The sequence below is a fragment of the Halomonas cibimaris genome (genome assembly GCF_055379665.1).
Genome location: NZ_AP043828.1, coordinates 2,306,020 through 2,330,417 on the forward strand (window position 1 = coordinate 2,306,020; position 24,398 = coordinate 2,330,417).

23 protein-coding genes are annotated in these 24,398 nt (G+C 61.2%); 19 read left to right on the forward strand and 4 right to left on the reverse strand.

All coding sequences use genetic code 11. The features are described from left to right. Positions 1-100: 100 nt before the first annotated feature. A complete protein-coding gene (locus tag ACZ415_RS10760; RefSeq protein ID WP_344702474.1) occupies positions 101-1,693 on the forward strand; it encodes a peptide chain release factor 3 in 1,593 nt (530 codons plus the stop codon). A gap of 9 nt (positions 1,694-1,702) precedes the next feature. After that, complete coding sequence (locus tag ACZ415_RS10765) at positions 1,703-2,476, forward strand: TatD family hydrolase (RefSeq protein WP_344702475.1); 774 nt, start codon at positions 1,703-1,705, stop codon at positions 2,474-2,476. On the opposite strand, the gene ygfZ is transcribed toward ACZ415_RS10765, so the two are convergent. Further along, a complete protein-coding gene (gene ygfZ, locus ACZ415_RS10770) occupies positions 2,473-3,459 on the reverse strand; it encodes a CAF17-like 4Fe-4S cluster assembly/insertion protein YgfZ (RefSeq protein ID WP_344702476.1) in 987 nt (328 codons plus the stop codon). The genes ACZ415_RS10765 and ygfZ overlap by 4 nt on opposite strands. 156 nt (positions 3,460-3,615) lie before the next feature. Here ygfZ and ACZ415_RS10775 point away from each other — a divergent pair, with 156 nt between their 5' ends. The 3 genes from ACZ415_RS10775 to nei are packed head-to-tail and all read left to right on the forward strand — an operon-like array spanning position 3,616 to position 6,696. Then, a complete protein-coding gene (locus tag ACZ415_RS10775; protein ID WP_344702477.1) occupies positions 3,616-3,813 on the forward strand; it encodes a hypothetical protein in 198 nt (65 codons plus the stop codon). A 27-nt stretch (positions 3,814-3,840) separates the two neighbouring features. Then, positions 3,841-5,865: an excinuclease ABC subunit UvrB gene (uvrB, locus tag ACZ415_RS10780; protein WP_344702478.1), complete on the forward strand. Its 2,025-nt coding sequence runs from the start codon at positions 3,841-3,843 to the stop codon at positions 5,863-5,865. A gap of 3 nt (positions 5,866-5,868) precedes the next feature. Continuing rightward, entirely contained in the window at positions 5,869-6,696 is an 828-nt protein-coding gene (nei, locus tag ACZ415_RS10785) for an endonuclease VIII (protein ID WP_344702479.1), read from the forward strand. Positions 6,697-6,751: 55 nt separating this feature from the next. Here the strand turns inward: nei and tnpC are convergent, their stop codons facing one another. Next, a complete protein-coding gene (tnpC, locus tag ACZ415_RS10790) occupies positions 6,752-8,194 on the reverse strand; it encodes an IS66 family transposase (protein ID WP_464387713.1) in 1,443 nt (480 codons plus the stop codon). Between the two features lie 189 nt (positions 8,195-8,383). Here tnpC and ACZ415_RS10795 point away from each other — a divergent pair, with 189 nt between their 5' ends. The 3 genes from ACZ415_RS10795 (at position 8,384) to ACZ415_RS10805 (ending at position 12,457) form a co-directional block, all read left to right on the forward strand. Then, entirely contained in the window at positions 8,384-9,892 is a 1,509-nt protein-coding gene (locus tag ACZ415_RS10795; protein ID WP_344704804.1) for a fumarate hydratase, read from the forward strand. 102 nt (positions 9,893-9,994) lie between these two features. Next, positions 9,995-11,413, forward strand: coding sequence for a cardiolipin synthase (gene cls / locus ACZ415_RS10800; protein WP_344704679.1), 1,419 nt, complete (start codon positions 9,995-9,997; stop codon positions 11,411-11,413). 126 nt (positions 11,414-11,539) lie between these two features. Continuing rightward, the gene (locus ACZ415_RS10805; RefSeq protein ID WP_344704680.1) at positions 11,540-12,457 is read left to right on the forward strand and encodes a LysR substrate-binding domain-containing protein; all 918 of its coding nucleotides are present in this window, start codon (positions 11,540-11,542) and stop codon (positions 12,455-12,457) included. Positions 12,458-12,464: 7 nt separating this feature from the next. Here the strand turns inward: ACZ415_RS10805 and ACZ415_RS10810 are convergent, their stop codons facing one another. Next, complete coding sequence (locus tag ACZ415_RS10810; RefSeq protein WP_344704681.1) at positions 12,465-13,559, reverse strand: bifunctional nicotinamide-nucleotide adenylyltransferase/Nudix hydroxylase; 1,095 nt, start codon at positions 13,557-13,559, stop codon at positions 12,465-12,467. 157 nt (positions 13,560-13,716) lie between these two features. Between ACZ415_RS10810 and ACZ415_RS10815 the strand changes: the two genes are divergently transcribed. Further along, positions 13,717-14,619: a YihY/virulence factor BrkB family protein gene (locus ACZ415_RS10815; protein WP_344704682.1), complete on the forward strand. Its 903-nt coding sequence runs from the start codon at positions 13,717-13,719 to the stop codon at positions 14,617-14,619. A gap of 69 nt (positions 14,620-14,688) precedes the next feature. After that, positions 14,689-14,982 carry an acylphosphatase gene (locus ACZ415_RS10820; RefSeq protein ID WP_344704683.1) on the forward strand — a complete coding sequence of 98 codons (294 nt, stop codon included), beginning with the start codon at positions 14,689-14,691 and terminating at the stop codon, positions 14,980-14,982. A gap of 38 nt (positions 14,983-15,020) precedes the next feature. Here ACZ415_RS10820 and ACZ415_RS10825 read toward each other — a convergent pair whose 3' ends face one another. Next, positions 15,021-15,959: a D-2-hydroxyacid dehydrogenase gene (locus ACZ415_RS10825; RefSeq protein ID WP_344704684.1), complete on the reverse strand. Its 939-nt coding sequence runs from the start codon at positions 15,957-15,959 to the stop codon at positions 15,021-15,023. A gap of 312 nt (positions 15,960-16,271) precedes the next feature. Between ACZ415_RS10825 and aspS the strand changes: the two genes are divergently transcribed. The 9 genes from aspS (at position 16,272) to tolB (ending at position 24,388) form a co-directional block, all read left to right on the forward strand. After that, positions 16,272-18,053 (forward strand): aspartate--tRNA ligase, encoded by a 1,782-nt coding sequence (gene aspS, locus ACZ415_RS10830; protein ID WP_344704685.1) that lies wholly within the window; start codon positions 16,272-16,274, stop codon positions 18,051-18,053. A gap of 94 nt (positions 18,054-18,147) precedes the next feature. Beyond that, positions 18,148-18,708 (forward strand): crossover junction endodeoxyribonuclease RuvC, encoded by a 561-nt coding sequence (ruvC, locus tag ACZ415_RS10835; protein ID WP_344704686.1) that lies wholly within the window; start codon positions 18,148-18,150, stop codon positions 18,706-18,708. A 43-nt stretch (positions 18,709-18,751) separates the two neighbouring features. Continuing rightward, the gene (gene ruvA, locus ACZ415_RS10840) at positions 18,752-19,351 is read left to right on the forward strand and encodes a Holliday junction branch migration protein RuvA (RefSeq protein WP_344704687.1); all 600 of its coding nucleotides are present in this window, start codon (positions 18,752-18,754) and stop codon (positions 19,349-19,351) included. Positions 19,352-19,395: 44 nt separating this feature from the next. Next, the gene (ruvB, locus tag ACZ415_RS10845; protein ID WP_344704689.1) at positions 19,396-20,433 is read left to right on the forward strand and encodes a Holliday junction branch migration DNA helicase RuvB; all 1,038 of its coding nucleotides are present in this window, start codon (positions 19,396-19,398) and stop codon (positions 20,431-20,433) included. Then, positions 20,430-20,852: a tol-pal system-associated acyl-CoA thioesterase gene (ybgC, locus tag ACZ415_RS10850; protein WP_344704690.1), complete on the forward strand. Its 423-nt coding sequence runs from the start codon at positions 20,430-20,432 to the stop codon at positions 20,850-20,852. Before ruvB ends, ybgC begins: the two co-directional genes overlap by 4 nt. 114 nt (positions 20,853-20,966) lie before the next feature. After that, the gene (tolQ, locus tag ACZ415_RS10855; RefSeq protein ID WP_344704691.1) at positions 20,967-21,659 is read left to right on the forward strand and encodes a protein TolQ; all 693 of its coding nucleotides are present in this window, start codon (positions 20,967-20,969) and stop codon (positions 21,657-21,659) included. A gap of 14 nt (positions 21,660-21,673) precedes the next feature. Next, on the forward strand, positions 21,674-22,111 hold the full coding sequence (gene tolR, locus ACZ415_RS10860) for a protein TolR (protein ID WP_344704692.1): 438 nt from the start codon (positions 21,674-21,676) through the stop codon (positions 22,109-22,111). After that, positions 22,104-23,072, forward strand: coding sequence for a cell envelope integrity protein TolA (gene tolA, locus ACZ415_RS10865; protein WP_344704693.1), 969 nt, complete (start codon positions 22,104-22,106; stop codon positions 23,070-23,072). Before tolR ends, tolA begins: the two co-directional genes overlap by 8 nt. After that, complete coding sequence (tolB, locus tag ACZ415_RS10870; protein WP_344704694.1) at positions 23,072-24,388, forward strand: Tol-Pal system beta propeller repeat protein TolB; 1,317 nt, start codon at positions 23,072-23,074, stop codon at positions 24,386-24,388. The genes tolA and tolB overlap by 1 nt, the downstream gene beginning before the upstream one ends. The last annotated feature ends 10 nt before the right edge of the window (positions 24,389-24,398 follow it).

The following is a 24,398-nucleotide window of genomic DNA, read 5'->3' on the forward strand; positions in this document are numbered from 1 at the left end:
GCCGGGGCGGGTATAATTCACGCCAACGCTATTTCACTCGGCTGGCCGGGCAGCAATGCCCGCAAACCAGGCCCGGGTTTCACACGATTTGCGAGGCACGATGAGTCAAGCCCAACAAGTCGCGCAAGAGGCCGATCTGCGCCGAACTTTCGCGATCATATCCCACCCTGACGCAGGCAAGACCACCATTACCGAAAAGATGCTGCTGTTTGGTAATGCCATTCAGATGGCGGGCTCGGTGAAAAGCAAGCGCAACGACCGCAGCGCCACTTCCGACTGGATGAAGATGGAGCAGGAGCGCGGCATCTCGGTGACGACCTCGGTGATGCAGTTTCCCTACAATGGCCGAGTGGTCAACCTGTTGGATACCCCGGGTCACGAAGACTTTTCCGAAGATACCTACCGCACGCTCACCGCGGTAGACTCGGCGCTGATGGTGATCGACGCGGCCAAGGGCGTCGAGGCCCGCACCGTCAAGCTGATGGAGGTCTGCCGGCTGCGCACCACGCCGATTTTGACGTTTATCAACAAGATGGATCGCGACACCCGAGACCCCATCGAAGTGATGGACGAAGTCGAGACCGTGCTTGATATCCAGTGCGCACCGATGACCTGGCCCATCGGCATGGGGCGCCGTTTCAAGGGCGTTTACCACCTGTATAACGACGTGATTCATCTCTATACCCAGGGGCAGGGGCAGCGCATTCCCGAGGACAGACGCATCGAAGGGCTGGACAGCCCCGAAGTTGACGAAGTGCTGGGCGAAGACCAGGCTGAAGAGCTGCGCATGGAGGTGGAGCTTGTGCGCGGCGCCTCCCACGAGTTCGACCTGGAAGCCTACCGCCGGGGTGAGCTGACGCCGGTGTACTTCGGCACTGCCATGGGCAACTTTGGCGTGCGCGAAATGCTCGACGGCTTTGTTGAGTATGCCCCGGCACCGCAGCCACGAGAGACCGATACCCGCGAAGTGACCGCGCACGACGAGCGCTTTACCGGTTTCGTGTTCAAGATTCAGGCCAACATGGACCCCAGGCATCGCGATCGCATCGCCTTTTTGCGGGTGTGCTCAGGCAAGTACGACAAGAACATGAAAATGCGCCACGTGCGCATCGGCAAGGACGTGAAAATCGCCGACGCGCTGACCTTTATGGCCTCGGATCGGGCCCACGTAGAGGAAGCCTGGCCGGGAGATATTATCGGCTTGCACAATCACGGCACCATCCAGATCGGTGATACCTTCACCCAGGGCGAGGACATGCGCTTTACCGGCATTCCGCACTTTGCCCCGGAGCTGTTCAAGCGTGTGCGCCTGAAAGACCCCTTGAAAATGAAAGCGCTGCAGAAGGGCCTGCAGCAGCTCTCCGAAGAAGGTGCGACTCAGGTCTTCATGCCGCTGGATAACAATGACTTGATCCTTGGCGCGGTAGGCACGCTGCAGTTTGACGTGGTCGCGCACCGACTCAAGGAAGAGTACAAAGTGGACTGCATTTACGAAAATGTAAACGTGTACACGGCCCGCTGGGTGTACTGCGACGATGCCAAGATGCTTGACGAGCTCAAGCGCAAAGCCAGCACCCACCTGGCCATCGACGGCGGCGGCTATCTGACCTACATCGCCCCTACCCGGGTGAACCTGCAGATGACCGAGGAGCGCTGGCCCGACGTTAACTTCCGCCCGACTCGGGAACACTAGGCCGCTATCGTGCTGATTGACGCCCACTGCCATCTGGACTTTGCCGACTTCGACGCTGACCGGGCAGCGGTTTTTGACCGCGCCGGCGAGGCAGGCGTACGCCATTTTGTGGTACCGGGCACCACCCGAGGCGCCTGGCCCGGCGTGCTGGCGCTGGGCAGGCGCGTAGACGTGAGCGTATGCCTCGGGCTGCATCCGTATTTCATGGATGCCCACCGGCTGGAAAATGCCGCTGATATGCAGGCGCTGGAAGCGGCGCTTGACGCGCATTCTGAGGTCGTTGCGGTGGGCGAGTGCGGTATCGACGCCCGTTTTAAAAACACCTTGGAAGCGCAATGGCGGCTGTTTGATGCTCAGCTGCGTCTGGCCAAACGCTTTGATCTGCCCGTGGTCATTCACTGCGTGCACGCCAACGACGAAGTGGCCAAGCGACTGCGCCAGCTGGCGCTGCCCAGGGGCGGGCTGATCCACGCCTTTGGCGGCTCGCCGCAGCAGGCGCAGCGCTTTGTTGACCTGGGCTATACGCTGGGCCTTGGCGGGGCGCTGACCTATCCGCGGGCAAAAAAGCTTCACCGCGCGGTAAAAAGCCTGCCGGAAAACGGCTTTGTGCTGGAAACGGACAGCCCCGACATGCCCCTTCAGGGTCAGCAGGGCAAGCGCAACGAGCCTGCCAACGTGGCCCGGGTGTGTGAGCACGTCGCCGCGCTGCGCGGCGACAATACCGCCCGCATAGCCGCCAGCACCACGGCTAATGCCCAAGCGCTGTTCAGGCTTTTGCGCTAGTTGGCGTTTGCCTCAACAAGGTTGGCGGCCAGCGCTTCCGGATCCACGCGCTCAACGGCGTAGGGCAGCGCGGCTAGCGCAAAGGCTGCGCCGTCAACGGTAAGCGCGGGGTTTTTTTCCAGCGGCCGGGTGTTGAGTACGGCAAGCACAGCGATCTGGCCGTTTTCCGCCGGAGCGCTGGCCACCACCTCGCCGATGTTCTTGCCGTCGTCTGCGCCTTCGTGTGTTGCGATAACGCCCGCGCCGTTGGCCGGTGCGTTTTCAGCGTCCAGATAGCCCAGCTGCAAGCGCTTTTTCACCTGGCCGCGAAAGTGCGCCCGGGCGACGACTTCCTGGCCGGTATAGCAGCCTTTTTTGAAGCTAATGCCGCCCAGCGCTTCCCAGTTGAGCATCTGCGGCAGGTAGCTGTCCTGCTGCTCGGCTTCAAGCCAGACCAGCCCGCGGTGCACATCGGCCCGCTGCCAGCGGGCGGCATCTCCCTGGCAGCGGAGTGCGTCTGCCTTTGCGGTGGGCAGCATCAGCAGCCAGCGCCAGCCGTCGCTGTTGCCGGCGCTTTCTTCGGGATAGCAGAGGATGCTGGCTTCGCCCGCGTTGGCCTGCTGCCAGGCCTGGTGGGGTAGTGTCATGCCAAGGTGTTCGGCCAGCGTTTGAGCATCCGCGCGGTTAGCGCCCAGCAGCGCAGTGTCGGCGGCGCTAAGCTCGACTTTGTAAAACGGGGCAAACTTTTTCAAGTGCGTCATTAGCGGCACGACCAGTGAAGCGTGCAGGATCAGCCGGTAGTGGCCTTCGTTTACGCGCGCAAGCTGGCCGTTGGCCAGCATTCGCCCTTTGGGCGTGCAAAAGCAGGTGAGCGGTGCAAACTGGCCGTCAGCCAGGCTGAGCTGAGCGCTGGTTTGTCCCTGCAAAAAACTTAAGGCGTCAGCGCCATGAATATCCAACGCTGCCAGGTGGTTCAGCGGTGCGGTGTGGGCGTAGATCGTCATCGGTGTCCTCGGGTTGAACGCTTGAAAACGGCCTTTGAGCCTACCATGTATCCTCCGGGTGGCTTAATGGCAAAAGCGCGGGCCATGCTACGCTCGCGGTGTTTATACCGTTCCTTTATGCAATAAATAACTGTATAGTTTTTGGGGAGTTTTTACATGGCACAGCATATACTCACGTTTGCAGGCGTAACCGGTGCCGACCAGGTGAACCGGATTACCACTGCGCTGATGCTGCTGGACGGCGTTGACAGCGCCGAAGTGTCTCGTCACAGCGCCGAGGTGGAGGGAAGTGCGCGGCGCGAGGCGCTGATTCGTGCGGTGGAGGGGCTGCAGTTGGGTATTGAAGTATCATAAGCGGCACATGGCCTGTCAGGAGTCGAGATGAGTAAAGCGTTCCGCCTGCAATCCAGGTTTTCCCCCGCGGGCGATCAGCCGAATGCCATTGCCGGGCTGGTAGATGGTCTTAATGCCGGGCTTAGCCATCAGACGCTGCTGGGCGTGACCGGCTCGGGCAAGACCTTCACCATGGCCAACATTGTCGAGACGCTGCAGCGCCCGACCATCGTCATGGCCCCCAACAAGACTTTGGCGGCCCAGCTCTACGGCGAGTTCAAGGCGTTTTTCCCCGATAACGCCATCGAATATTTCGTCTCCTACTACGACTACTATCAGCCCGAAGCCTACGTGCCGTCGTCGGATACCTTTATCGAGAAAGACGCCTCGATCAACGACCACATCGAGCAGATGCGCCTGTCCGCCACTAAAGCGCTGCTGGAACGCCGGGATGCGCTGATCGTGGTGTCGGTGTCGGCGATCTACGGCCTGGGCGATCCCGATCAGTACCTGAAGATGCGCCTGCACTTTACCCGGGGTGAAGAAATCGACCAGCGGGCGTTTCTGCGCCGCCTGGCGGAGCTGCAGTACACCCGCAACGACGTGGACTTCAAGCGCGGCACCTACCGCGTGCGCGGCGACGTGATCGATATTTTTCCCGCCGACGCCGAAGACGAAGCCGTGCGGGTAGAGCTGTTCGATGACGAGATCGACAGCATCCGCCTGTTTGATCCGCTGACCGGCGATATACGCGCTAAAGTGCCGCGCATGACGATTTATCCCAAGTCCCACTACGTCACCCCGCGCGAAACCATTCTGGCCGCCGTGGATTCGATCAAGGCAGAGCTTGCCGAGCGGCTCAAGCGCCTGCGCCAGGAAGAGCGGCTGGTGGAAGCCCAGCGGCTTGAGCAGCGCACGCTGTACGACATCGAAATGATGCTGGAGCTGGGCTACTGCAACGGCATCGAGAACTACTCGCGCTATCTTTCCGGGCGCAATCCGGGCGAGGCGCCGCCGACGTTTTTCGACTACCTGCCCGACGATGCGCTGGTGTTCATCGACGAATCCCACGTCAGCGTGCCCCAGGTGGGCGGCATGTACAAAGGCGACCGCTCGCGCAAGGAAACCCTGGTGGAATACGGCTTTCGCCTGCCCTCGGCGCTGGATAACCGGCCCATGAAGTTTGCCGAGTGGGAGGCTGTGTGCCCCCAGACGGTGTTCGTCTCGGCCACCCCGGGCCCCTACGAGGCCGAACACGCCGGCCAGGTCGTGGAGCAGGTGGTGCGCCCCACCGGGCTTCTCGATCCGAAAATCGAGGTGCGCGCGGCCAGTACCCAAGTAGATGATTTGCTCTCGGAAATCCGCCGGCGCACCGCCGAAAGCGAGCGCGTGCTGGTGACGGTGCTGACCAAACGCATGGCCGAAGATTTGACGGAATATCTGGACGATCACGATGTGCGCGTGCGCTACCTGCACTCGGACATCGACACCGTGGAGCGGGTGGAGATCATCCGCGATCTGCGGCTGGGCAAGTTCGACGTGCTGGTGGGCATTAACCTGCTGCGTGAAGGGCTGGATATTCCCGAGGTCTCGCTGGTGGCGGTGCTGGATGCCGACAAGGAAGGCTTTTTGCGCAATGAGCGCTCGCTGATTCAGACCGTAGGCCGCGCGGCGCGCAACGCCCAGGGTACGGCAATTCTGTACGGTGATCGGGTAACCCAGTCCATGCAGCGCACCGTTGACGAGACCGAGCGCCGCCGAGCCAAGCAGATGGCACACAACGAGGCCCACGGCATTACCCCAACGACTGTTTCACGCTCGGTGGCGGATATCATGGAAGCCGGCCAGGCGCCCGGGGCGAAGAATACCAATCGCCGGGGCGGCGAGCGTCAGGCGGCGCAAAACGCGTCTCTCTATGATCCGGCAGGTATGAGCCCGGAAGAGCTGGTTCGAGCCATCGGTAAAGTGGAAGATGCCATGTTCGAGGCGGCACATAACCTGGAGTTTGAAAAAGCAGGCAAACTGCGCGATCAGCTCCATGCCCTCAAGGAAAAACAGCTGGAGCTAAGCTAAACAATGCCTGAAGGCCCTGAAATTCGCCGCGCGGCCGACCGCGTACAAGAGCAGCTGGCCGGCAGGCCGCTGGACGACGCCTGGTTTGCCTTTGATGCGCTCAAACCCCACGCCGGCGCGCTGATTGGCCATCAGGTTGAGCGCGTGGACACCCGAGGCAAGGCCATGCTCACGCGCTTTGACAACGGCCGGGTGCTCTACTCGCACAACCAGCTTTACGGCGTGTGGAAGCTGCATGCGGCAGGCGTTGAGCCGGAGACAAAGCGCTCGCTGCGGGTGCGATTTGAAGCCGGTGACCGCGCCGCCAGTCTCTATAGCGCCTCTGACGTCAGCCTGTGGGACGCAGCGACAATCAACGAGCACCCGTTTCTTGCTCGCCTGGGGCCGGATCTATTAAGCGAAAACGTCACCGAAGACGAGGTAGCCGAGCGCCTGCAGGATACCCGCTTTGCCCGAAGAGGGCTGGGCGGGCTTTTGCTGGATCAAGGCCTGGTTGCCGGGCTGGGCAACTACCTGCGCAGCGAGATTCTGTTTTTTGCCCGGCTGCATTACAAGACGCGTCCGCAGGACCTTGCTGATGACGAACTTGCCCGGCTGGCGCGCTATGTCATCGCGTTGACCTGGCAAACCTATCGCGAGAAAGGGGTGACCAACGCGCCGGAATGGGTGAAAAAGGCCAAACGCGAAGGTGAAGCGCCGCGCCAGCGTCGTTTTGCCGCCTTTGAGCGCGAGGGCCTTGGCTGCCACCGCTGTGCCACTCCCATCGAACGCACTACGGTAAGCTCAAGGCGACTATACCTGTGCCCGCAGTGCCAGCCTCTTCACGGGTAAAAAAATTATACCGTTATATTGCACGTAATAAAATATAAACTAGTAACTATTTAGCTCATGCTGCCTGATCCAGCTCGTCCTCTCGCATGAAGGCAGGCACCTCACCGGCAAACAGTTGCTCCAGCGCCGTGTGCGCCGCCAGGCCCTGTTTAACGGCCGTCGAGAGGAAACTGCGCATCCGACAGAAGATCTCCGCCCCTTCCCACGAGCGGAAACAGCCCGAGATCTTCTGCTGGACCTTTGTCATCCGCAGGTCGCGCTCTCCCTGGTTGTTGGTGAAGGGAACGGCAGGATCCTCGAGGAAGCGCAGCACGTCATCCTCATACGCCCGGAGGCGTTCGAGCAGGTTGCGCGCTTTGGTGCGCCTGGTGCGCCCACGGGTTCCGGGGGGTGGCCTGGCCGGTGGCGGACATTCGGCCTCACCCTCCGCCAGGCAGTCCCGGTAGCGAACTCGCCAGCGCTGCGCCTCGTCTGCCGGGAGGCAGCCTCCCGCCTCATCGACGGCGCGATTCATGGCCAACAGCCGATCATGCAGCGACGTCGCCCAGGTTTGCTGGTCGTTGTCCCGGACGCCGGTCAGTTCGCGAAGGTGATGGGCATTGCACAGCGCGTGCCGGCAATCGTGGTAGCGGTAATAGGGCTTCCAATGATCATGCACCAGTACTCCCTGGACGTAAGGCAGGATGCCGATGGCGTCCATGGCCTCCTGGCCGCGCTTTGCATGAGGCGCCAGGTAGGTCAAGGCTTCATTCGAGGCGCAGTGCAGCCAGTAGCGCTTGCCACCGACCTGCATCCCGGTTTCATCGGCATGCACGGTAGCCGCTTCACGTAGCGCCGGGATCACCCACTCGGCAAAGGGCTCGGCTCGTCGGCAGGCCTCCTGGTTGAAGGCAAACAGGGTGCCGGTGCTCAGTGACAGGCCATACTGCGACGTCAGCAGCTCCCGAATGCGCGCATAAGGCAGCAGCTGGTATTGGGAGAGATAGACGGCATGCGCCTTGAGACGCGGGCCATACTGGATCGGGCGGGTCACGCCGTCGGGAAACGGCGCTACATGGCGTTGGCCCCGATCATCCTCCAGCACCTCGGCCTGGTACTCGGTCACCACCGACTGGATCACGATGTCCTGGACCTGACGCTTCTCAACGCCGACCGAGTGATACGCTCTCCCCTTGTTGGGCAGAGTGCGGCGATCGACGCGCAACGATACGACCTCATCCGGGTCGGTAACCGGCTCCAGCGTCCTGCCTTCGTGACCCGGTTGCCCGCCGGGGCGACGCTCGCCCTTTGCCCGGGAGCGGCGTTGGCGGTTGAGGTCCTGTGACGGCGGCTTGCTGCTATTGCGGCTGCTGGTCGCCAGCCGGTCCGCCATCAGCTTGACCAGCAGCATCAGGACGTCGATCGCGGCGCGCAGCGAAGGAGAGACCGTGCGGTCTTCCTTGAGCTGCTGCCGGACCCGCTCGAGGGCCTCGTCGACGTTGATATCTCTGATGGTCATGTTGCCTGCTGGGTGGGGGAGTCGAATGACGGTACTATGCCTGAAGGAACAGCGGGTTGGCGAGTCTCACCCGACGCCACCTGAATAGTTACATAAACTAAAAAACTACACTTAGCCAACTACGCGCAGGCAGAACAGGACGGGTACAATAGAAGTGTCAACGAAAAAACCCCGTGAGGCCGTATGTCCATGACCGTGATTACCCGAGACGACGTAATACAAAGCGTCGCCGATGCGCTGCAGTATATTTCCTACTATCATCCCAAGGATTTTATCGACGCCATGGCCGATGCCCATGAGCGTGAGGAAAACCCCGCCGCCAAGGACGCTATCGCCCAGATCCTGATCAACTCGCGGATGTGCGCTTTCGGCCACCGGCCGATCTGTCAGGACACCGGCATTGTCACGGTGTTTGTCCACGTAGGCATGAACGTACGCTTTGATGCCGATGGCATGAGCCTTGATGACATGGTCAACGAGGGCGTGCGCCGAGCCTACAAGCTACCCGATAACGTGCTGCGCGCCTCCGTGCTCGCCGATCCGGACGGGGCGCGGCAAAACACACGGGACAACACCCCGGCGATTATTCACCACCATCTGGTGCCCGGCGACACGGTCGAGATTCACGTAGCGGCCAAGGGCGGCGGCAGCGAAGCCAAGTCGAAGTTTGCCATGCTCAACCCGTCGGACAGCGTGGTCGACTGGGTAATGGAGCAGCTGCCCAAGATGGGCGCCGGCTGGTGCCCGCCGGGCATGCTGGGCATCGGCATTGGCGGCACCGCCGAGAAAGCCATGCTGCTGGCGAAAGAAGCGCTGCTTGATCCTATCGATATCCAGGCGCTCAAGGAGCGCGGCGCGCAGAACCGCTCCGAAGAGCTGCGCCTGGAGCTTTTCGAGCGGGTCAACGCCAGCGGCATCGGCGCCCAGGGGCTGGGCGGGCTGACCACGGTGCTGGATATCAAGGTCAAGGACTACCCGACCCACGCGGCCAACAAGCCGGTAGCAATCATTCCCAACTGTGCGGCAACACGCCACGCGCATTTTATCCTGGACGGCACCGGACCGGCGGCACTGCCCGCGCCCAAACTCGAAAACTGGCCGGAAATTACCCGAGAAGCCGGGGATAACGTCAAGCGCGTCAACCTCGACAGCATCACCCCGGACGACGTCAAACACTGGCAGCCAGGAGATACGCTGCTGCTCAGCGGTAAATTGCTTACCGGCCGTGACGCTGCCCACAAGCGCATGATCGATATACTCGGCCGCGGCGAGCCGCTGCCGGTGGAGCTGAAAGGGCGGTTTATCTACTACGTCGGCCCGGTCGACCCGGTAGGCGAAGAAGTGGTGGGGCCGGCAGGGCCGACCACCGCCACGCGCATGGATAAGTTCACCCGCACCCTTTTGGAAGACACCGGTCTTCTGGGTATGGTGGGCAAGGCCGAACGTGGTGAAGCAGCGATTGAGGCCATCCGCGACAATCAGGCCGTTTATCTAATGGCGGTAGGCGGCTCAGCCTACCTGGTAGCCCAAGCGATCAAGCGCTCACGCGTCGTGGGCTTTGAAGACTTGGGCATGGAAGCCATCTACGAGTTTGAAGTAGAAGATATGCCGGTCACCGTTGCGGTGGATACCCAGGGAACGTCTATTCACCAGACGGGCCCGGCAAAATGGCAGGCGATTATCGCGGAAAAAGCGTAATATAGAACGCTGATGAGTGGACGCCATTTGTCTGCATAAAGCCCCGCCCGGCGGGGCTTTTTATTGCCTTGTGGCGCTGTTGTTCTTGTCGATGGAGTCTTTATGACGTCTTCGCTAGTGGGCGTGATGGTGGCGCTGTTTTACTTGCTGGGCCTGGTATCAGTGGTAATGGCGCTGATGTCGAGTCGCACCTCGCAAGGCGCGGTGGCCTGGATCATTTCGTTGCTCACCTTTCCTTACGTGGCGGTACCCGCCTACTGGCTGTTTGGTCGCCCACGTTTTTACGGCTATGTCTCTGCCAGAGGCGCACGCGACAGCGTACTGCGCCAAGCACTTTCCGGCTATCGCGCGCAGATCATGCCGCACTTGGCCAAGCCGGGCAGCACCGAAATTCAAGCCGTCGAACAGCTTGCGATGATGCCGCTGACCCGGGGGAACCAGGCTGACCTGCTGATTGACGGTAAGGCCACCTTCAGTAGCCTGTTTGCCGGTCTGGATAGCGCGCAAAAATATATCCTGGTGCAGTTTTTCATTGTCCGTGATGATGCCTTGGGCCAGCGGTTGAAAAAACACCTGTTTAAGGCGGTAGAGCGAGGCGTGCAGGTGCACTTTCTCTACGACGAGATCGGCAGTCACGCGCTGAGCGAGGCATACCTGGCCGAACTGAATGCGGCAGGCGTATCTGTAAGTCCGTTTCGTTCCTCCCGGGGGCTGCGCCATCGTTTCCAGATTAATTTTCGCAACCATCGCAAGGTCACCGTGGTAGACGGCCAAAAGGGCTGGGTTGGCGGCCTGAACGTGGGCGTGGAATATCTAGGGCAAAGCAAGCGTCACGGCGCCTGGCGTGATACTCACCTGGCACTTGAAGGGCCCAGCGTACTGGGGCTTCAAGAAGCCTTTTGGGAAGACTGGCACTGGGCGACAGGCGAGGTGCTCGAACTTGACTGGCAGCCTTGCGTTGCCAAAACGGCAGACCATCCGGTGGTTATCGTGCCGTCTGGCCCGGCAGACCAGCAGGATACCGCCAGCTTGCTGGTGCAAAACCTGATTTATAGCGCCAAAGAGCGGCTATGGTTGACCAGCCCGTACTTTGTTCCCGATCAGGGCGTGCAAGATGCGCTGCGCCTGGCGGCCATGCGCGGCGTTGACGTACGCGTGATGATGCCGGAGCGGCCTGATCATCTGCTGGTATACTGGTCGGCGCTGGCATTTTTACCGGACATGCTGCGCGGTGGCGTAAAAATATACCGTTACCTACCCGGATTCTTACACCAAAAAGTTATTCTAATTGACAGCGATGCAGCAAGCATTGGGACTGTTAATCTTGATAATCGCTCATTTCGGCTAAATTTTGAAATCACTGCTTTTCTCCCTTGCACCCACTTTGCCGCTGACGTTGATGCTATGCTACGCCGTGATTTTCACCAGTGCCGTGAGGTCAGCCTTGACGAGCTGCGAGGGCAGCCGCTATGGAAAAAAGTCATATCACGCGCGGCGTATTTAACTTCCCCTATCCAATAGCTGCCGTAGCACACGCTTGCTGGCGCCCTTTATCGTTAAACGGTTTTCCTGCATCGATAAATGAGATGACCTGCTAACACCACGTTGACTACGTACAGAAACGTCCGGGGCAAAAAGGAGACAAGGGTGAACCTGGAAACAAAATGGCTCGAAGATTTTGTCGCCCTGGCCAATACGCGCAGCTTTTCGGGATCGGCACGCCAGCGACACGTTACCCAGCCGGCCTTTAGCCGGCGCATTCGTGCGCTTGAACAGGCCGTGGGAGCCACCCTGGTCGATCGTTCCACAACGCCTATCGGCCTAACCGCAGAAGGGCAGCTGTTTTTGGTAACGGCACGCCACCTGGTTGAGCAGCTCAACGAGTCGCTGAGCCATCTGCGCGGGCTTTCCATTGCCAACGAAGCGCTGGATATCGTGGCCGCTCATTCCCTGGCGCTAAGCTTTTTCCCGCCATGGATTTCGCGTTTACAAAAAGGGCTCGGAGAGCTGCCCACGCGCCTGGTAGCAATGAACGTTGGCGATGCCATTCACGTATTGCGCGAGGGCAACTGCGACCTGATGCTGGCGTATTACGATCCGTTTGCCACCATGCAGCTGGACCAGGACGTGTTCCCGTCGTTTTCTGTCGGCAAGGTCAAAATGCTGCCGGTAACGCTGCCGGATAACAGCGGTGCGCCGCGCTATTCGCTGACCGACGCAGGGCCGATTCCTTATATGGCCTACACGCAAGGCGCATTTCTCGGACGCAGCGTACGGATGCTGTTAAAAAACGATCCGCTGCGTCTGCGACTGCGTACCGTATACGAAACCGCCATGGCCGAGGGGCTCAAAAGCATGGTGCTGCACGGCTTTGGCGTTGCCTGGATTCCCGACTTTTGCATTCGAGACGAGCTGAGAACCGGCCGTTTGGTACGCGCCGGCGGCGAAACCTGGGATATCCCCCTGGAAATTCGCCTATATCGCTGCTCGCTGGTACACAAACCCGGCGTGGAACGGCTCTGGAAGCAAATGATGGAGCTGCCGCGCGACTTTCTTCAGGCCTGAGCGTTACTTAAATGCTGCTGCCAAAATCGGCAGGCAGACCAAGAAAGTTTTGAATGATAAAGAAATGATCCTCAAACAGACTTTCCGGCTCCAGATCGGCCAGCGCTACCCAGCGGGCGTGATCGCCGCCCTTGACCGGTTTCAAGCGCGGTAGCTGCTGGTCCGGGCGCAGGGCAAAGTAAAATGCCTCGGCCAGGGTGCGCCCGCGCCAGCTGCGGTGCGGTTCATCGAAAAGCCGCTGCCCCCGCAGTGATCCTTTAAGCACAGGTTCGGGCACCTTGAGCCGAATGCGTTCGCGCAGCTCGCGCAGGCAGGCATCCAACAGCCGCTCGTGGGGGCTGATAAAGCCGCCGGGCAGTGCATACAGGCCTTTTCCCGGCGCGGCGCTGCGCCGGGCCAGCAAAATATGCCCAGATTGCACCACAACTGCATTGACGGTGACAAAAATCGGCGGGTAGGGGGCATCCGCCCAGGCGCGGCGATACTGCTCCAGCAGACGCTGCTCCTCGATCAGCTGATGATACGGCGGCGTTTGGCAAAATGCCTCGATGCGTGCTACTACGCCCGGCGGCAGTTCATGAAAGGCGCCGGTGCTTAAATAGTCGGCGCTGGAGATCGACGAGCGAAACACGCGCTCGCGTATCTGGCTGGCCGAGATGCCTTCAACCAGCGCAACGCTGACCGACTCCCACTGGGGAAAAAGCGATAGATAGTAGCTGGACTGCCCGCGACTGGCGCCAATCAGGCCGATGCGCGGCAGGCGCGCGTTGCCTGACACGGTGAGATCGCGCACCCGGCTTTGCACATCGCGCACCCAGACATCATCGTTATATAACGCGTCCAGCAGCGGGCTGATTTCCAATCGCTGGTTGTCATCATCGTCAAACCCCGAGCGCAGCATGGCCTGACGTTCGTCAAAGCGCCAGGGATTGCGCAGCGAACGTGCCTGCCAGGCCGACCCCACCAGCACGATAACCTGGCGGGCGCGTTTGAGCGCCTCACGAATAACCGCAACGTGGCCCAAGTGCGGCGGCTGGAAACGGCCGATGAAAACCAGGCAGTCAAAATCAAATCGCGTTGCGACCGTACGGCCTTGCACCATATTGATGTCCTTTAATAGGAAGCACGTTCAGGGTAAACACGCCGTTGAAGGCGCCATTGTGGCAGCCGAACGCTAAACGTGTAACGAAGCGCCCCAGCGAAACCTGAGCAGGTTCGATATGCTGGGCACACGATACACAACCACAGGAAGGTAGGTAATGAAACGCACGATTCTCTTCTGGGTCAACGTGTTGCAAGACGCCGTCAGCGTATGGCTGGCACGTAACGCTTTCAGCTATGCCGGATCGCTGGCGTTTTACACGCTGTTTTCTCTGGCACCTACCATGATTATCGCCGTGACCGTCATCGGCGTGGTGATGGGGCCAGAAGCCGCCCAGGGGCAGATCGTCACGCAGCTGCAGGATACGCTTGGTCCGGAGGTGGCAAAGGCCATTGAGCAGGCAGTGGCCCAGTCGCGCATTGAACAGGCCGGTATTTTGCCCACGCTGCTAGGCATCGGCACGTTGCTCATCGGGGCAACCACCGTTTTTGCTCAGATGCAGTTTTCACTCAATACAATCTGGGGCGTTACCGCTAAACCTACCACCAACAGTTTGTTGATTTTCATTAAAAATCGACTGCTGTCGCTGACGGTGGTGCTATCCATCGGCTTTACCCTGCTGGTTTCACTGGTCTTGGGCGTAGTAGTCAGCGCCATGCTGCATGCCGCCAATTATCTGTTCCCGTACGCCGCACTTTTGACGCAAGGCGTTGAGGCGCTGGTATCACTGGCCGTGGTGACCCTGCTGTTTGCCACAATTTTCAAAGTATTACCCGATGTGATACTGCGGTGGAAAGACGTGTTGATCGGCGCAATAGTAACAGCCGTGCTGTTTACTCTCGGACGTAGCGTGATTGCGCTGTATTTGACGTATACCGCCACGGCATCAACCTACGGTGCGGCAGGCTCGGTCGTTATGATTTTGCTGTGGGTCTATTATTCGTCTCTTATACTTTTGTTTGGCGCGGCCTTTACGCGCGCCTTGCTGTTGCGGCGCGGCCATTCGCTGCTGCCGCGCAATACCGCCGTGCTGGTCAAGCGCGAGCTGGTTCAACACTAACGTCGTTTTCAAAACTAACGTCGTTTTCAACACTGATTTTGTTCCTTTCAAACACCAAGGAGGGCTGCCATGACACGGTCCATGACACAGTGTTACAAAGCAACGGTGACCGGCAAGGTACAAGGCGTAGGGTTTCGCCGGGCGACCCAGGCGCAGGCGCTGTTGCGCCAGATTACCGGCCACGCGATAAACCTGGCAGACGGCCGCGTTGAGGTGGTTATGTACGGCCGTCGCGAGGCACTTGCCGAACTGTGCGAGTGGCTATGGCAGGGCCCGCCCGCTGCCCATGTCACCCACGTTGAATTTGAATCGCGAGACGTGCCGGCCGAGGAGCGCGCGCCGGCAGATTTCACAACTCGCTAAAATTCGGCGCGCCAGGGGCTTGGCGCGCCAAGGCCGGCTTATGACGGGCGCCATGCAGCAAGGTTCTCGGCAGTCAATGCCACAATTTTTTGCCGCGCCTCGGGCGTTATCCAGGCGTTATGAGGCGTGACAATCAAGTTCAGCGGCTCCTCAAGGGCGTCCAGCAGCGCATGGCCGTCACAGGGCGGCTCCTGCGGCAGGGTATCCACGCCCAGCCCGCCCAGCCGGCCTTCGCGCAGAGCGCTGAGCGCGGCATGTTCGTCAATGATGCCGCCCCGGGCGCAGTTGATCAGCAGCAGCGAGGATTTGGCCCGCCGTAGCGCATCTTCATCGATCAGGTGGCGCGTAGCGTCGGTCAGCGGGCAGTGAAGGCTGAGCACGTCCGCCTGAGGAAGCAGCGCATCCAGCGTAGGGCGGGCGTCATCGGCATTGTTTCCCGGACGGGCACAAAAGCTGACGCGCATACCAAACGCCTGTGCCAGCCTGCCCACGGCGCGGCCCAGTTCGCCCTGGCCCACTACCACCAGGTGTTTGCCCGTCAGCTCCAGCGTGGGGTGATCCTGCAGGCAAAAAAAGTCGCTGCGCTGCCATTCGCCGCCGGCAACGTCGCGCTGGTAGCGGGGCAGGCGATGGGCAAGCGCCAGCATCAGCATCATGGTGTGCTGAGATACGCTACGGGTGCCATACCCGGCCACGTTTTTAACGGCAATGCGCCGTTCCCGCGCGGCGTCAAGGTCCACGTTGTTAAGCCCCGTTGCCAGCACGCAGATCAGTTTAAGCTGCGGCAGAGCCGCCAGCGTCTGTGCGTTCAGTACGACTTTGTTGACAATAGCAATATCGGCATCGGCCAGCCTGCCGGCGGCGTTTTGCGCCGTACTTTTGTCATATACCGTTAAGCGATCAACCTGCTGACGCACAGGCGTTAAATCAACGGCTGGTCCTAAACTTTGGGCATCCAGCATTACGGCATGGGTCATGGTGGTCTCCGTGTCAGTGGTAATCGGCGCGCCATGCAAATGGAGCGCCTGCTAAGCAGCGGGCGCTTTGCGCCGGTGGCCTTTTACGCGGATGGCCTTGCTCGCCAAGGGTAACAAAAGGGTATAATGCTCGCTTTGACAATAGGCGCTTAGGCGTTTGCTTGCTACCCGGCAGGCAGGCGAATACGCAACGGCGCCGGCCGGCGCTCGGTGCCCGGCACCTTACTTTGCCACGGATCCATTTTCCGTACTTACTCTCTACGTACTGATTTTCTACGTACTCATTTGCCACGTAACACAACAGGATTTGACATGCGCAGCCATTATTGCGGCCAGCTGAACGAAACATGGGTGGATCAAACGGTTACCGTTTGCGGTTGGGTACATCGTCGCCGCGATCACGGCGGGGTCATTTTCCTCGACATGCGCGATCGCGATGGCATCGCCCAGTTCGTGGTCGATCCCGATACCGCCGATGCGTTCGCCAACGCCGACCGCTCGCGCAGTGAATACGTGCTGCGTCTTACCGGTCTGGTGCGCCTGCGCCCGGAAGGCACGCAGAACCCGGATATGCCCACCGGCATGATCGAAGTGCTGGCAAAAGACGTCGAAATCCTCAACACTGCCGCCACGCCGCCGTTCCAGCTTGACGAGCACGGCAAGGTAGGCGAAGAAGTTCGCCTCAAGCACCGCTACATTGATCTGCGCCACCCGGACATGATCGACAAGCTGCGCCTGCGTTCGCGTATTTCTCACAGCGTGCGCGCGTTTCTGGAAAAGGAAGGCTTTCTCGATATTGAAACGCCGGTGCTGACCCGGGCCACGCCGGAAGGCGCGCGGGACTACCTGGTGCCCAGCCGTACGCACCCGGGCGAGTTTTTCGCGCTGCCCCAGTCGCCCCAGCTGTTCAAGCAGCTGCTGATGGTGTCGGGGCTTGACCGCTACTACCAGATCGCCAAGTGCTTCCGCGACGAAGACCTGCGCGCCGACCGCCAGCCGGAATTTACCCAGATTGATATCGAGGCGTCCTTTGTCGAAGAGGGCGATATCATGGGCATCACCGAGTCCATGATTCGCCAGCTGTTTGCCGAGGTGCTCGACGTCTCGCTGCCCGAGTTTCCGCGCATGACCTGGCACGAGGCCATGCGCCGCTTCGGCTCGGACAAGCCCGACCTGCGCATTCCGCTGGAGCTCACCGACGTTGACGATTTGATGAAAGACGTCAACTTCAAGGTGTTCTCCGGGCCGGCCAACGACGACGACGGCCGCGTGGCCGCGCTCAAGGTACCCGGCGGCGCGTCGCTTTCGCGCAAGGCCATCGACGAGTACACCCGCTTTGTGGGCATCTACGGCGCCAAGGGGCTGGCCTGGATCAAGGTCAACGAGCGTGCCAAGGGCATTGACGGGCTGCAGTCGCCCATCGTCAAGTTCATGGACACCATCATCGAAGACCTGCTCGACCGTCTGGACGCAAAGGACGGCGATATCATCTTCTTCGGTGCCGACAAGGCCAGCGTGGTTAACGAAGCCATCGGTGCGCTGCGTGTGCGCCTGGGGGGCGATCTCGACCTGTATACCCAAAACTGGGCGCCGCTGTGGGTCGTCGATTTTCCCATGTTTGAAACCGACGGCAACGGCCGCTTGAGCCCGCTGCACCACCCGTTCACCGCGCCGGCCTGTACCCCTGACGAGCTCAAGGCTGATCCGGCCCGGGCACTGTCCCGCGCCTACGACATGGTGCTCAACGGCACCGAGCTCGGCGGCGGCTCGATCCGTATCCACGACCAGCAGATGCAGCGCACGGTGCTCGACATCCTGGGGATCGGTGAAGAAGAAGCGCAGGAGAAGTTCGGCTTTCTGCTGGACGCGCTGCAGTACGGCGCGCCGCCCCACGGCGGCCTGGCCTTCGGTCTTGACCGGCTGGTGATGCTGATGACCGGCGCCAGCACCATTCGCGAAGTCATCGCTTTCCCCAAAACCCAGAGTGCGGCTTGCCTGATGACCGATGCGCCCGGTGCGGTAACGTCCGAGCAGCTCAAAGACCTCAACATTCGCCTGCGCCACAAGGCCAAGGCCGATAATACGGCGGAATAGGCCACGCGCGGCTGAGCGTAAACCGCCTGCGCCGGCGCCCACGGGCGCCGGTGTTTTTGTCTTGCAAGGCAAGATACCCGACAGGAGACGTGCCATGACATCTGCCGCGCCGCAGGCCAGCACGCCGACCCTGCGCCTATTGGGCGTTGACCCCGGCTCGCGGATCACCGGCTATGGCGTGATCGATGTGCTAAACGGCAAGCCGCGCTACGTGGCAAGCGGCTGCATCCGTACCGGAGACGGGGCACTTGAGCAGCGCCTGGCACGCATTTACGCAGGACTTGCCAACGTTACCAGCGAGTACCGTCCGGACGATGCCGCCATCGAGCGCGTATTTCTGGCCAAAAACCCCGATTCTGCGCTCAAGCTGGGCCAGGCCCGCGGAAGCGCTCTGGTATGCTTGGCCAACCACGGCCTGGCAGTGGCCGAATACGCCGCCCGCCAGGTAAAACAGGCCGTCACCGGCCAGGGCGGGGCGGATAAAACACAGGTGCAGCACATGGTAACGGCAATGCTGCGCCTTTCCGCCACACCCCAGGAAGACGCCGCCGATGCGTTGGCGATTGCGCTGACCCATGCCTACGCTCAAAGCGGCCAGGTGCCCGTCAGCTCTTCTCGCAGCGCGCGCCGGCGCAGCGGACGCTGGCGGCTGTAGCGCAAAACGCGCTGGATAACGCAGTGAATACAGGACGCATATCATGATCGGACGTTTGACCGGGCAGCTTCAGGAAAAACAGCCGCCTTGGCTGTTGCTTGACGTCAGCGGCGTCGGCTATGAAATCGAGGCGTCGATGACCACGCTGGTCGCGCTGCCGGCCGTGGGCGAAACCGTCGTGCTCTACACCCATCTGACCGTGCGTGACGATGCCCACCTGCTGTACGGATTCATTCGTGAAGGCGAGCGGGCGCTGTTTCGCGCGCTGATCAAAGTCAACGGAGTGGGCCCCAAACTGGCGCTGGCGATCCTTTCGGGGATGGACGAAGATGCGTTCATGCGCTGCGTACACGACGACGATGCCAAGGCGCTGACCAAACTGCCCGGGGTCGGCAAGAAAACCGCCGAACGGCTGATCATCGAAATGCGTGATCGCTTTCCCGAATGGCAGCAGGGGGCGTCACCGCTGCCGCTGGAGGCCGCCGCATCCGTTTGCCAAGACACGCTCGCCGAGGCCGAAGCGGCGCTTATCAGCCTGGGATACAAACCCGGCGAAGCGGCCAAAATGCTTGCCGATCTGGATCCCGGCCAGACCACCGAAGCACTGATCAAAGCGGCGCTGACCCGGCGAATGGGCCGCTAACGCCGGCGCTTGCCTGCGCCATCCTTCATAAGTAGAGCGTCTTTATGATCGAGCATGACCGGCTGATTGCCGCCGAACCCGAACAGGGCGATATCAAAATCGACCATGCCATCCGCCCGCGGCATCTTGCCGATTACATCGGCCAGCCCCGGGTGCGTGAACAGCTCGAAATTTTTATCGGGGCCGCGCGGCTGCGCGAAGAAAGTCTGGATCACACCCTGGTGTTTGGCCCGCCCGGGCTTGGCAAAACCACGCTGGCCAACATCATCGCCGCGGAAATGGGCGTGGGGCTCAAGTCCACCTCCGGGCCGGTGCTTGAGCGTGCCGGCGATCTGGCCGCGATTTTAACCAATCTGGAGCCGGGGGATGTGCTGTTTATCGACGAAATTCACCGGCTTTCGCCGGTCGTCGAAGAAGTGCTGTATCCCGCCATGGAAGACTTCCAGCTGGATATCATGATCGGCGAAGGCCCCGCGGCGCGCTCGATCAAGCTTGATTTGCCGCGCTTTACCCTGGTGGGCGCCACCACCCGGGCCGGGCTTTTGACTTCGCCGCTGCGCGACCGTTTCGGTATCGTTCAGCGTTTGGAGTTTTATAATCTGGAAGAGCTTGCCACCATCGTGACGCGCTCGGCCAGGCTTTTGCAGGTAGCGGCAAGCGACGACGGCGCGGTGGAAATCGCCCGGCGTTCGCGTGGCACGCCGCGCATTGCCAACCGCCTGCTGCGCCGGGTACGCGACTATGCCGATATCAAAGGCGAGGGGCATATCAACGTAGCCATCGCGGACGCCGCGCTCAACATGCTCAACGTCGACCATCACGGCCTGGATCATATGGACCGCCGGCTGTTGCTTGCCATGATGGACAAGTTTGACGGCGGTCCGGTCGGCGTGGACTCCCTCGCAGCGGCCATCGGCGAGGAGCGCGATACCATTGAAGACGTCATCGAGCCTTATTTGATTCAGCAGGGGCTAATGATGCGCACGCCCCGCGGGCGCGTGGTAACCCGCCAGGCCTGGTCGCACTTCGGCCGCGCGCCCCATGAAGACGCCGTACAAGCGGCCGGGGAGGTACGCCCGTGAGCTGTCAGGACACGCATCAGCACCATACGTTCACGCTGCCGGTGCGCGTGTATATTGAGGACACCGACGCCGGCGGCATCGTCTATTACGTCAACTATCTCAAGTTCATGGAGCGCGCCCGCAGCGAGTGGCTGCGCGAGCGCGGTTTTACCCAAGCCTCGCTGCTGGCCGAGCAGATTCAGCTGGTGGTCTACCGGCTGGACTGCCACTATGCCCGTCCGGCCCGGCTTGACGACGCCCTGGCGGTGACCGCCAGCGTGGTAGCGCAGAGCCGCTGCCGCATGACGTTTGCTCAGGAAGTCTGGCATGACGACACCCAGCTGTGCTGCGCCAACGTCGAGATTGCCTGCCTGGACGCCCGCCGTATGCGGCCGCGCGCCTGGCCGGAAGCGCTTGCCGGGATTGCACAAGCAACGTGAAAATATCGCGCTGCCGGGCGTTTTCAGCGCTGCCAGCGTATAGACGCGTTACCCTAAAGCCTGCTGCAGGTCCGATCAGCACCACACTTTTCACCACCTGGAAAGAGGACGACCGTGAACGCTACCTCCCTGTCCATCCCTCATTTGATCGCCAACGCCAGCCCGGTGGTTCAGCTTGTGATATTGCTGCTCCTCGTCGGCTCGGTGTTTTCCTGGGTGGTTATTTTTCAGCGCAGCTTTGCCCTGCGCCGCGCCGGGAAAGCCCACAAGGCCTTTGAGGCTACCTTTTGGTCCGGGGTGGATCTTAACGATCTCTACGGCAATATTTCCGCCGATGACGCCCGCCAGGGCAGTGAGCACATTTTTCAGGCCGGATTTCGTGAATTTCACCGCCTGGCGCCTAAAACGCCGCGCGCCGATACGGTCCTGGAAGGCGTGCAGCGCAGCATGCGCGTAGCCTGGTCGCGTGAAGAAGAGCGCCTGAACCGCCATCTGGTTTTTCTCGCCACGGTTGCCTCGGCCAGCCCTTATATCGGCCTTTTCGGCACCGTGTGGGGCATTATGGGCTCGTTTCAATCGCTTTCCATGGCCCAACAGGCCACTCTTGCCACGGTCGCTCCCTGGATTGCCGAAGCGCTAATCGCCACGGCCATGGGCCTGCTGGCAGCGATTCCCGCCGTGATTTTCTATAACCGCCTGTCAAGCCGGGCCTCGCGCCTGCTGGGCGAGTACGAAAACTTTGCCGAAGAGTTCTACGCCATACTGCATCGCAATTTGCAGGGGCGCGGTGACGCCCCTGCCCGCTAAATCGGGAGATTTCCATGCAGGGACCTTTCAATCGCCGCGGCCGGCGCCGCCCGATGGCGGAAATCAACGTGGTACCGTTTATCGACGTGATGCTGGTACTGCTGGTCATCTTCATGATTACCGCCCCCATGCTCCATCAGGGCGTTGACGTGGCGCTGCCCCAGGCGTCCGCCGAGCCTATCGACACCCCGGACAACATCGAGCCGGTGATTGTCTCAGTCGACAAGGCCGGCGACTACTACATCACGCTGGGCGAGGACACCAGCGCCGTTGCGGCTGACGAACTCTCCCGCCGCGTCGGCGCTATCGTACAGCGTCGCCCTGAAACGCCGGTCATGGTGCGCGGCGATCGCCACGTCGCCTACGGCCAGGTAGTGGCGTTAATGACGACGCTGCAGCGCTCGGGCGTGGCCAGCGTCGGGCTGATGTCCGAGCCGAGTCGCGATGAGTAAGCGCGCCGCCAACCGCTATTTCTGGCCGACGGTATGGGCCGTGGCGCTGCATCTGGGGGTAGCGGCGCTGAGCCTGGTGACCCTGCCCCGGGGCGAAGCAACGCCCGAGTCTTCCGCTATTGTCCAGGCGAGACTGATCAGCACTGAAACCCGCACCGATAAAGCCCAGCAGGTTGAAGCGCCGCCGGCCGCTGCCGGCAATCAGCCAGCAAAACCGGCGCCCGAGCCGAGGTCCGAACCAGCCCCGCCAAAAGAGCAGAAGCAAAAGCTGGAGCAAAAAATCATCGACCAGGCCCGGGACATGGCCACACAGCGCAAGCAAAAAGCGCTGGAACAGGCCAAGGCCAGCGCCCGGGCCGAGGCCGAACGCCGTACTGAAAAAGCACGCCAAAAAGCCCGGGAAGCCGCCGAGCGCAAAAAAGAGCGTGCCCAAGCCGAAGCCCGGCGCAAGCGCGAAGCGGCTGAAAAGGCCGCAGCGGAACAAGCCGCCCAAGAAAAGGCCGAAAAAGCCCGCCAAAAGCGCGAAGCCGAAGAAAAACGCCGGCAAGCGCAAGCGGCCAAGGAACGCGCCGAGCAGCAAAAGCGCGAACGGGAAGCCGCCGAAGCGGCGCTGCAGCGTAAGCTTGAAGGCGAACAACAGGCCGCGGCCAAGGCGCGCCAGGCCGAAAAAGCCGCCAACAGCTTTATCGCCGTTGTGCGCAGCGCCGTCGAGCAGGCCTGGCGCATTCCACCGCGGGCTGGCGACCACATGCGTGCTACGGTCCGCGTGCGTCTGGGCCCCTCTGGCGAAGTGCTGGCCGCGACGGTGGCGCAGTCAAGCGGTAGCGACGGCTTCGACAATGCAGCGGTACAGGCCGTGGAAGCCGCCGCGCCGTTTGCCGAGCTTCTCGACCTGCCGCCGGCGCAGCAGGCTGAACTGCGCCGATTCAACCTACGTTTCACACCCGGAGAAATTCGCTGATGATAACGCCAGGATACCTTTCCCTGTGCCGCGCCGCACGGTTTGTGCAGATCGCCGTGCTGTTGGCTGTCGTACTGTTCAGCAGCGCGGCGAGCGCCAACCTGACCATCGAAATCACCCGGGGCAGCGATAGGGCCTTGCCCATCGGCGTAGTGCCGTTCGCCGGCGCCGAGGGCATGCCCGAAGACGTCGCACAGATTGTTCAAAATGATCTCAAACGCAGCGGCTATTTTGCCCCACTCGGCCGCGATGCCATGCTGGCCCGTCCGCATCGCGCCGACGATGTTGCCTTTGGCGAGTGGCGCTCGCTGGACGTGCGCTACCTGCTGGTCGGGCGCGCCGAATCCGCCGACGGCGGCTACCAGATTGCCTACGACTTGCTGGACATCAGCGGCGGCCGGCCGATGCTGCAAGAGCGCATCACCGCCAACGGCAATAGCCTGCGCGGGGCAGCACATCGCATCAGCGACGCCGTCTTTGAAGCCGTCACCGATATTCCCGGCGCGTTTTCTACCCGTATTGCCTACGTGACGTCAAAAGGCGTGGGCGAGCGCATCGATTACGGGCTTTACGTGGCCGATGCTGACGGCCATAACGGCCGCCGGGTGCTCCGCTCGGACGAGCCGATCATGTCACCGGCCTGGTCGCCGGACGGTGAAAAGCTGGCCTATGTATCGTTTGAAAGCCAGCGCCCGGCCATCTACGTGCAGCAGGTGGCCAGCGGCGAGCGCATCAAACTGACCGATTTCGAGGGCATCAACGGCGCCCCCGCCTGGTCGCCGGACGGGCGTAAGCTGGCCATGTCACTTTCCAAGGACGGCCAGCCGGAAATCTACGTGATGAACCTGGCCAACCGCAGCCTGCAGCGCCTGACGCACAATGCCAGCATCGATACCGAGCCTGACTGGGCCCCGGACGGACGCAGCCTGCTGTTTACCTCGGACCGCAGCGGCGGCCCTCAGCTGTATCGCTATCGTCTGGCCCGTGATCACGCCGAACGGCTGACTTTCACCGGCAAATACAACGCGCGGGGCCGCTTCGGGCCGGACGGTGAGCGAATTTTCATGGTCCACCGTTCCCGGGACGGCTATCAGATTGCGCGCCAGACGCTAGAATCCGGCCGGCTGGTGATCCTTAGCGAAACCACCCACGATGAATCACCAAGTATTGCGCCCAACGGCACCATGGTACTCTTTGCCACCCAGCAGGGCGGGCGAGGCGTGTTGAGTGCGGTCTCGGCCGACGGCCGCGCATCGTTTCGCTTGCCGGCAGCGCAGGGAGACGTGCGCGAGCCCGCGTGGTCACCGTTTTTCTAGCCCTCGTTTT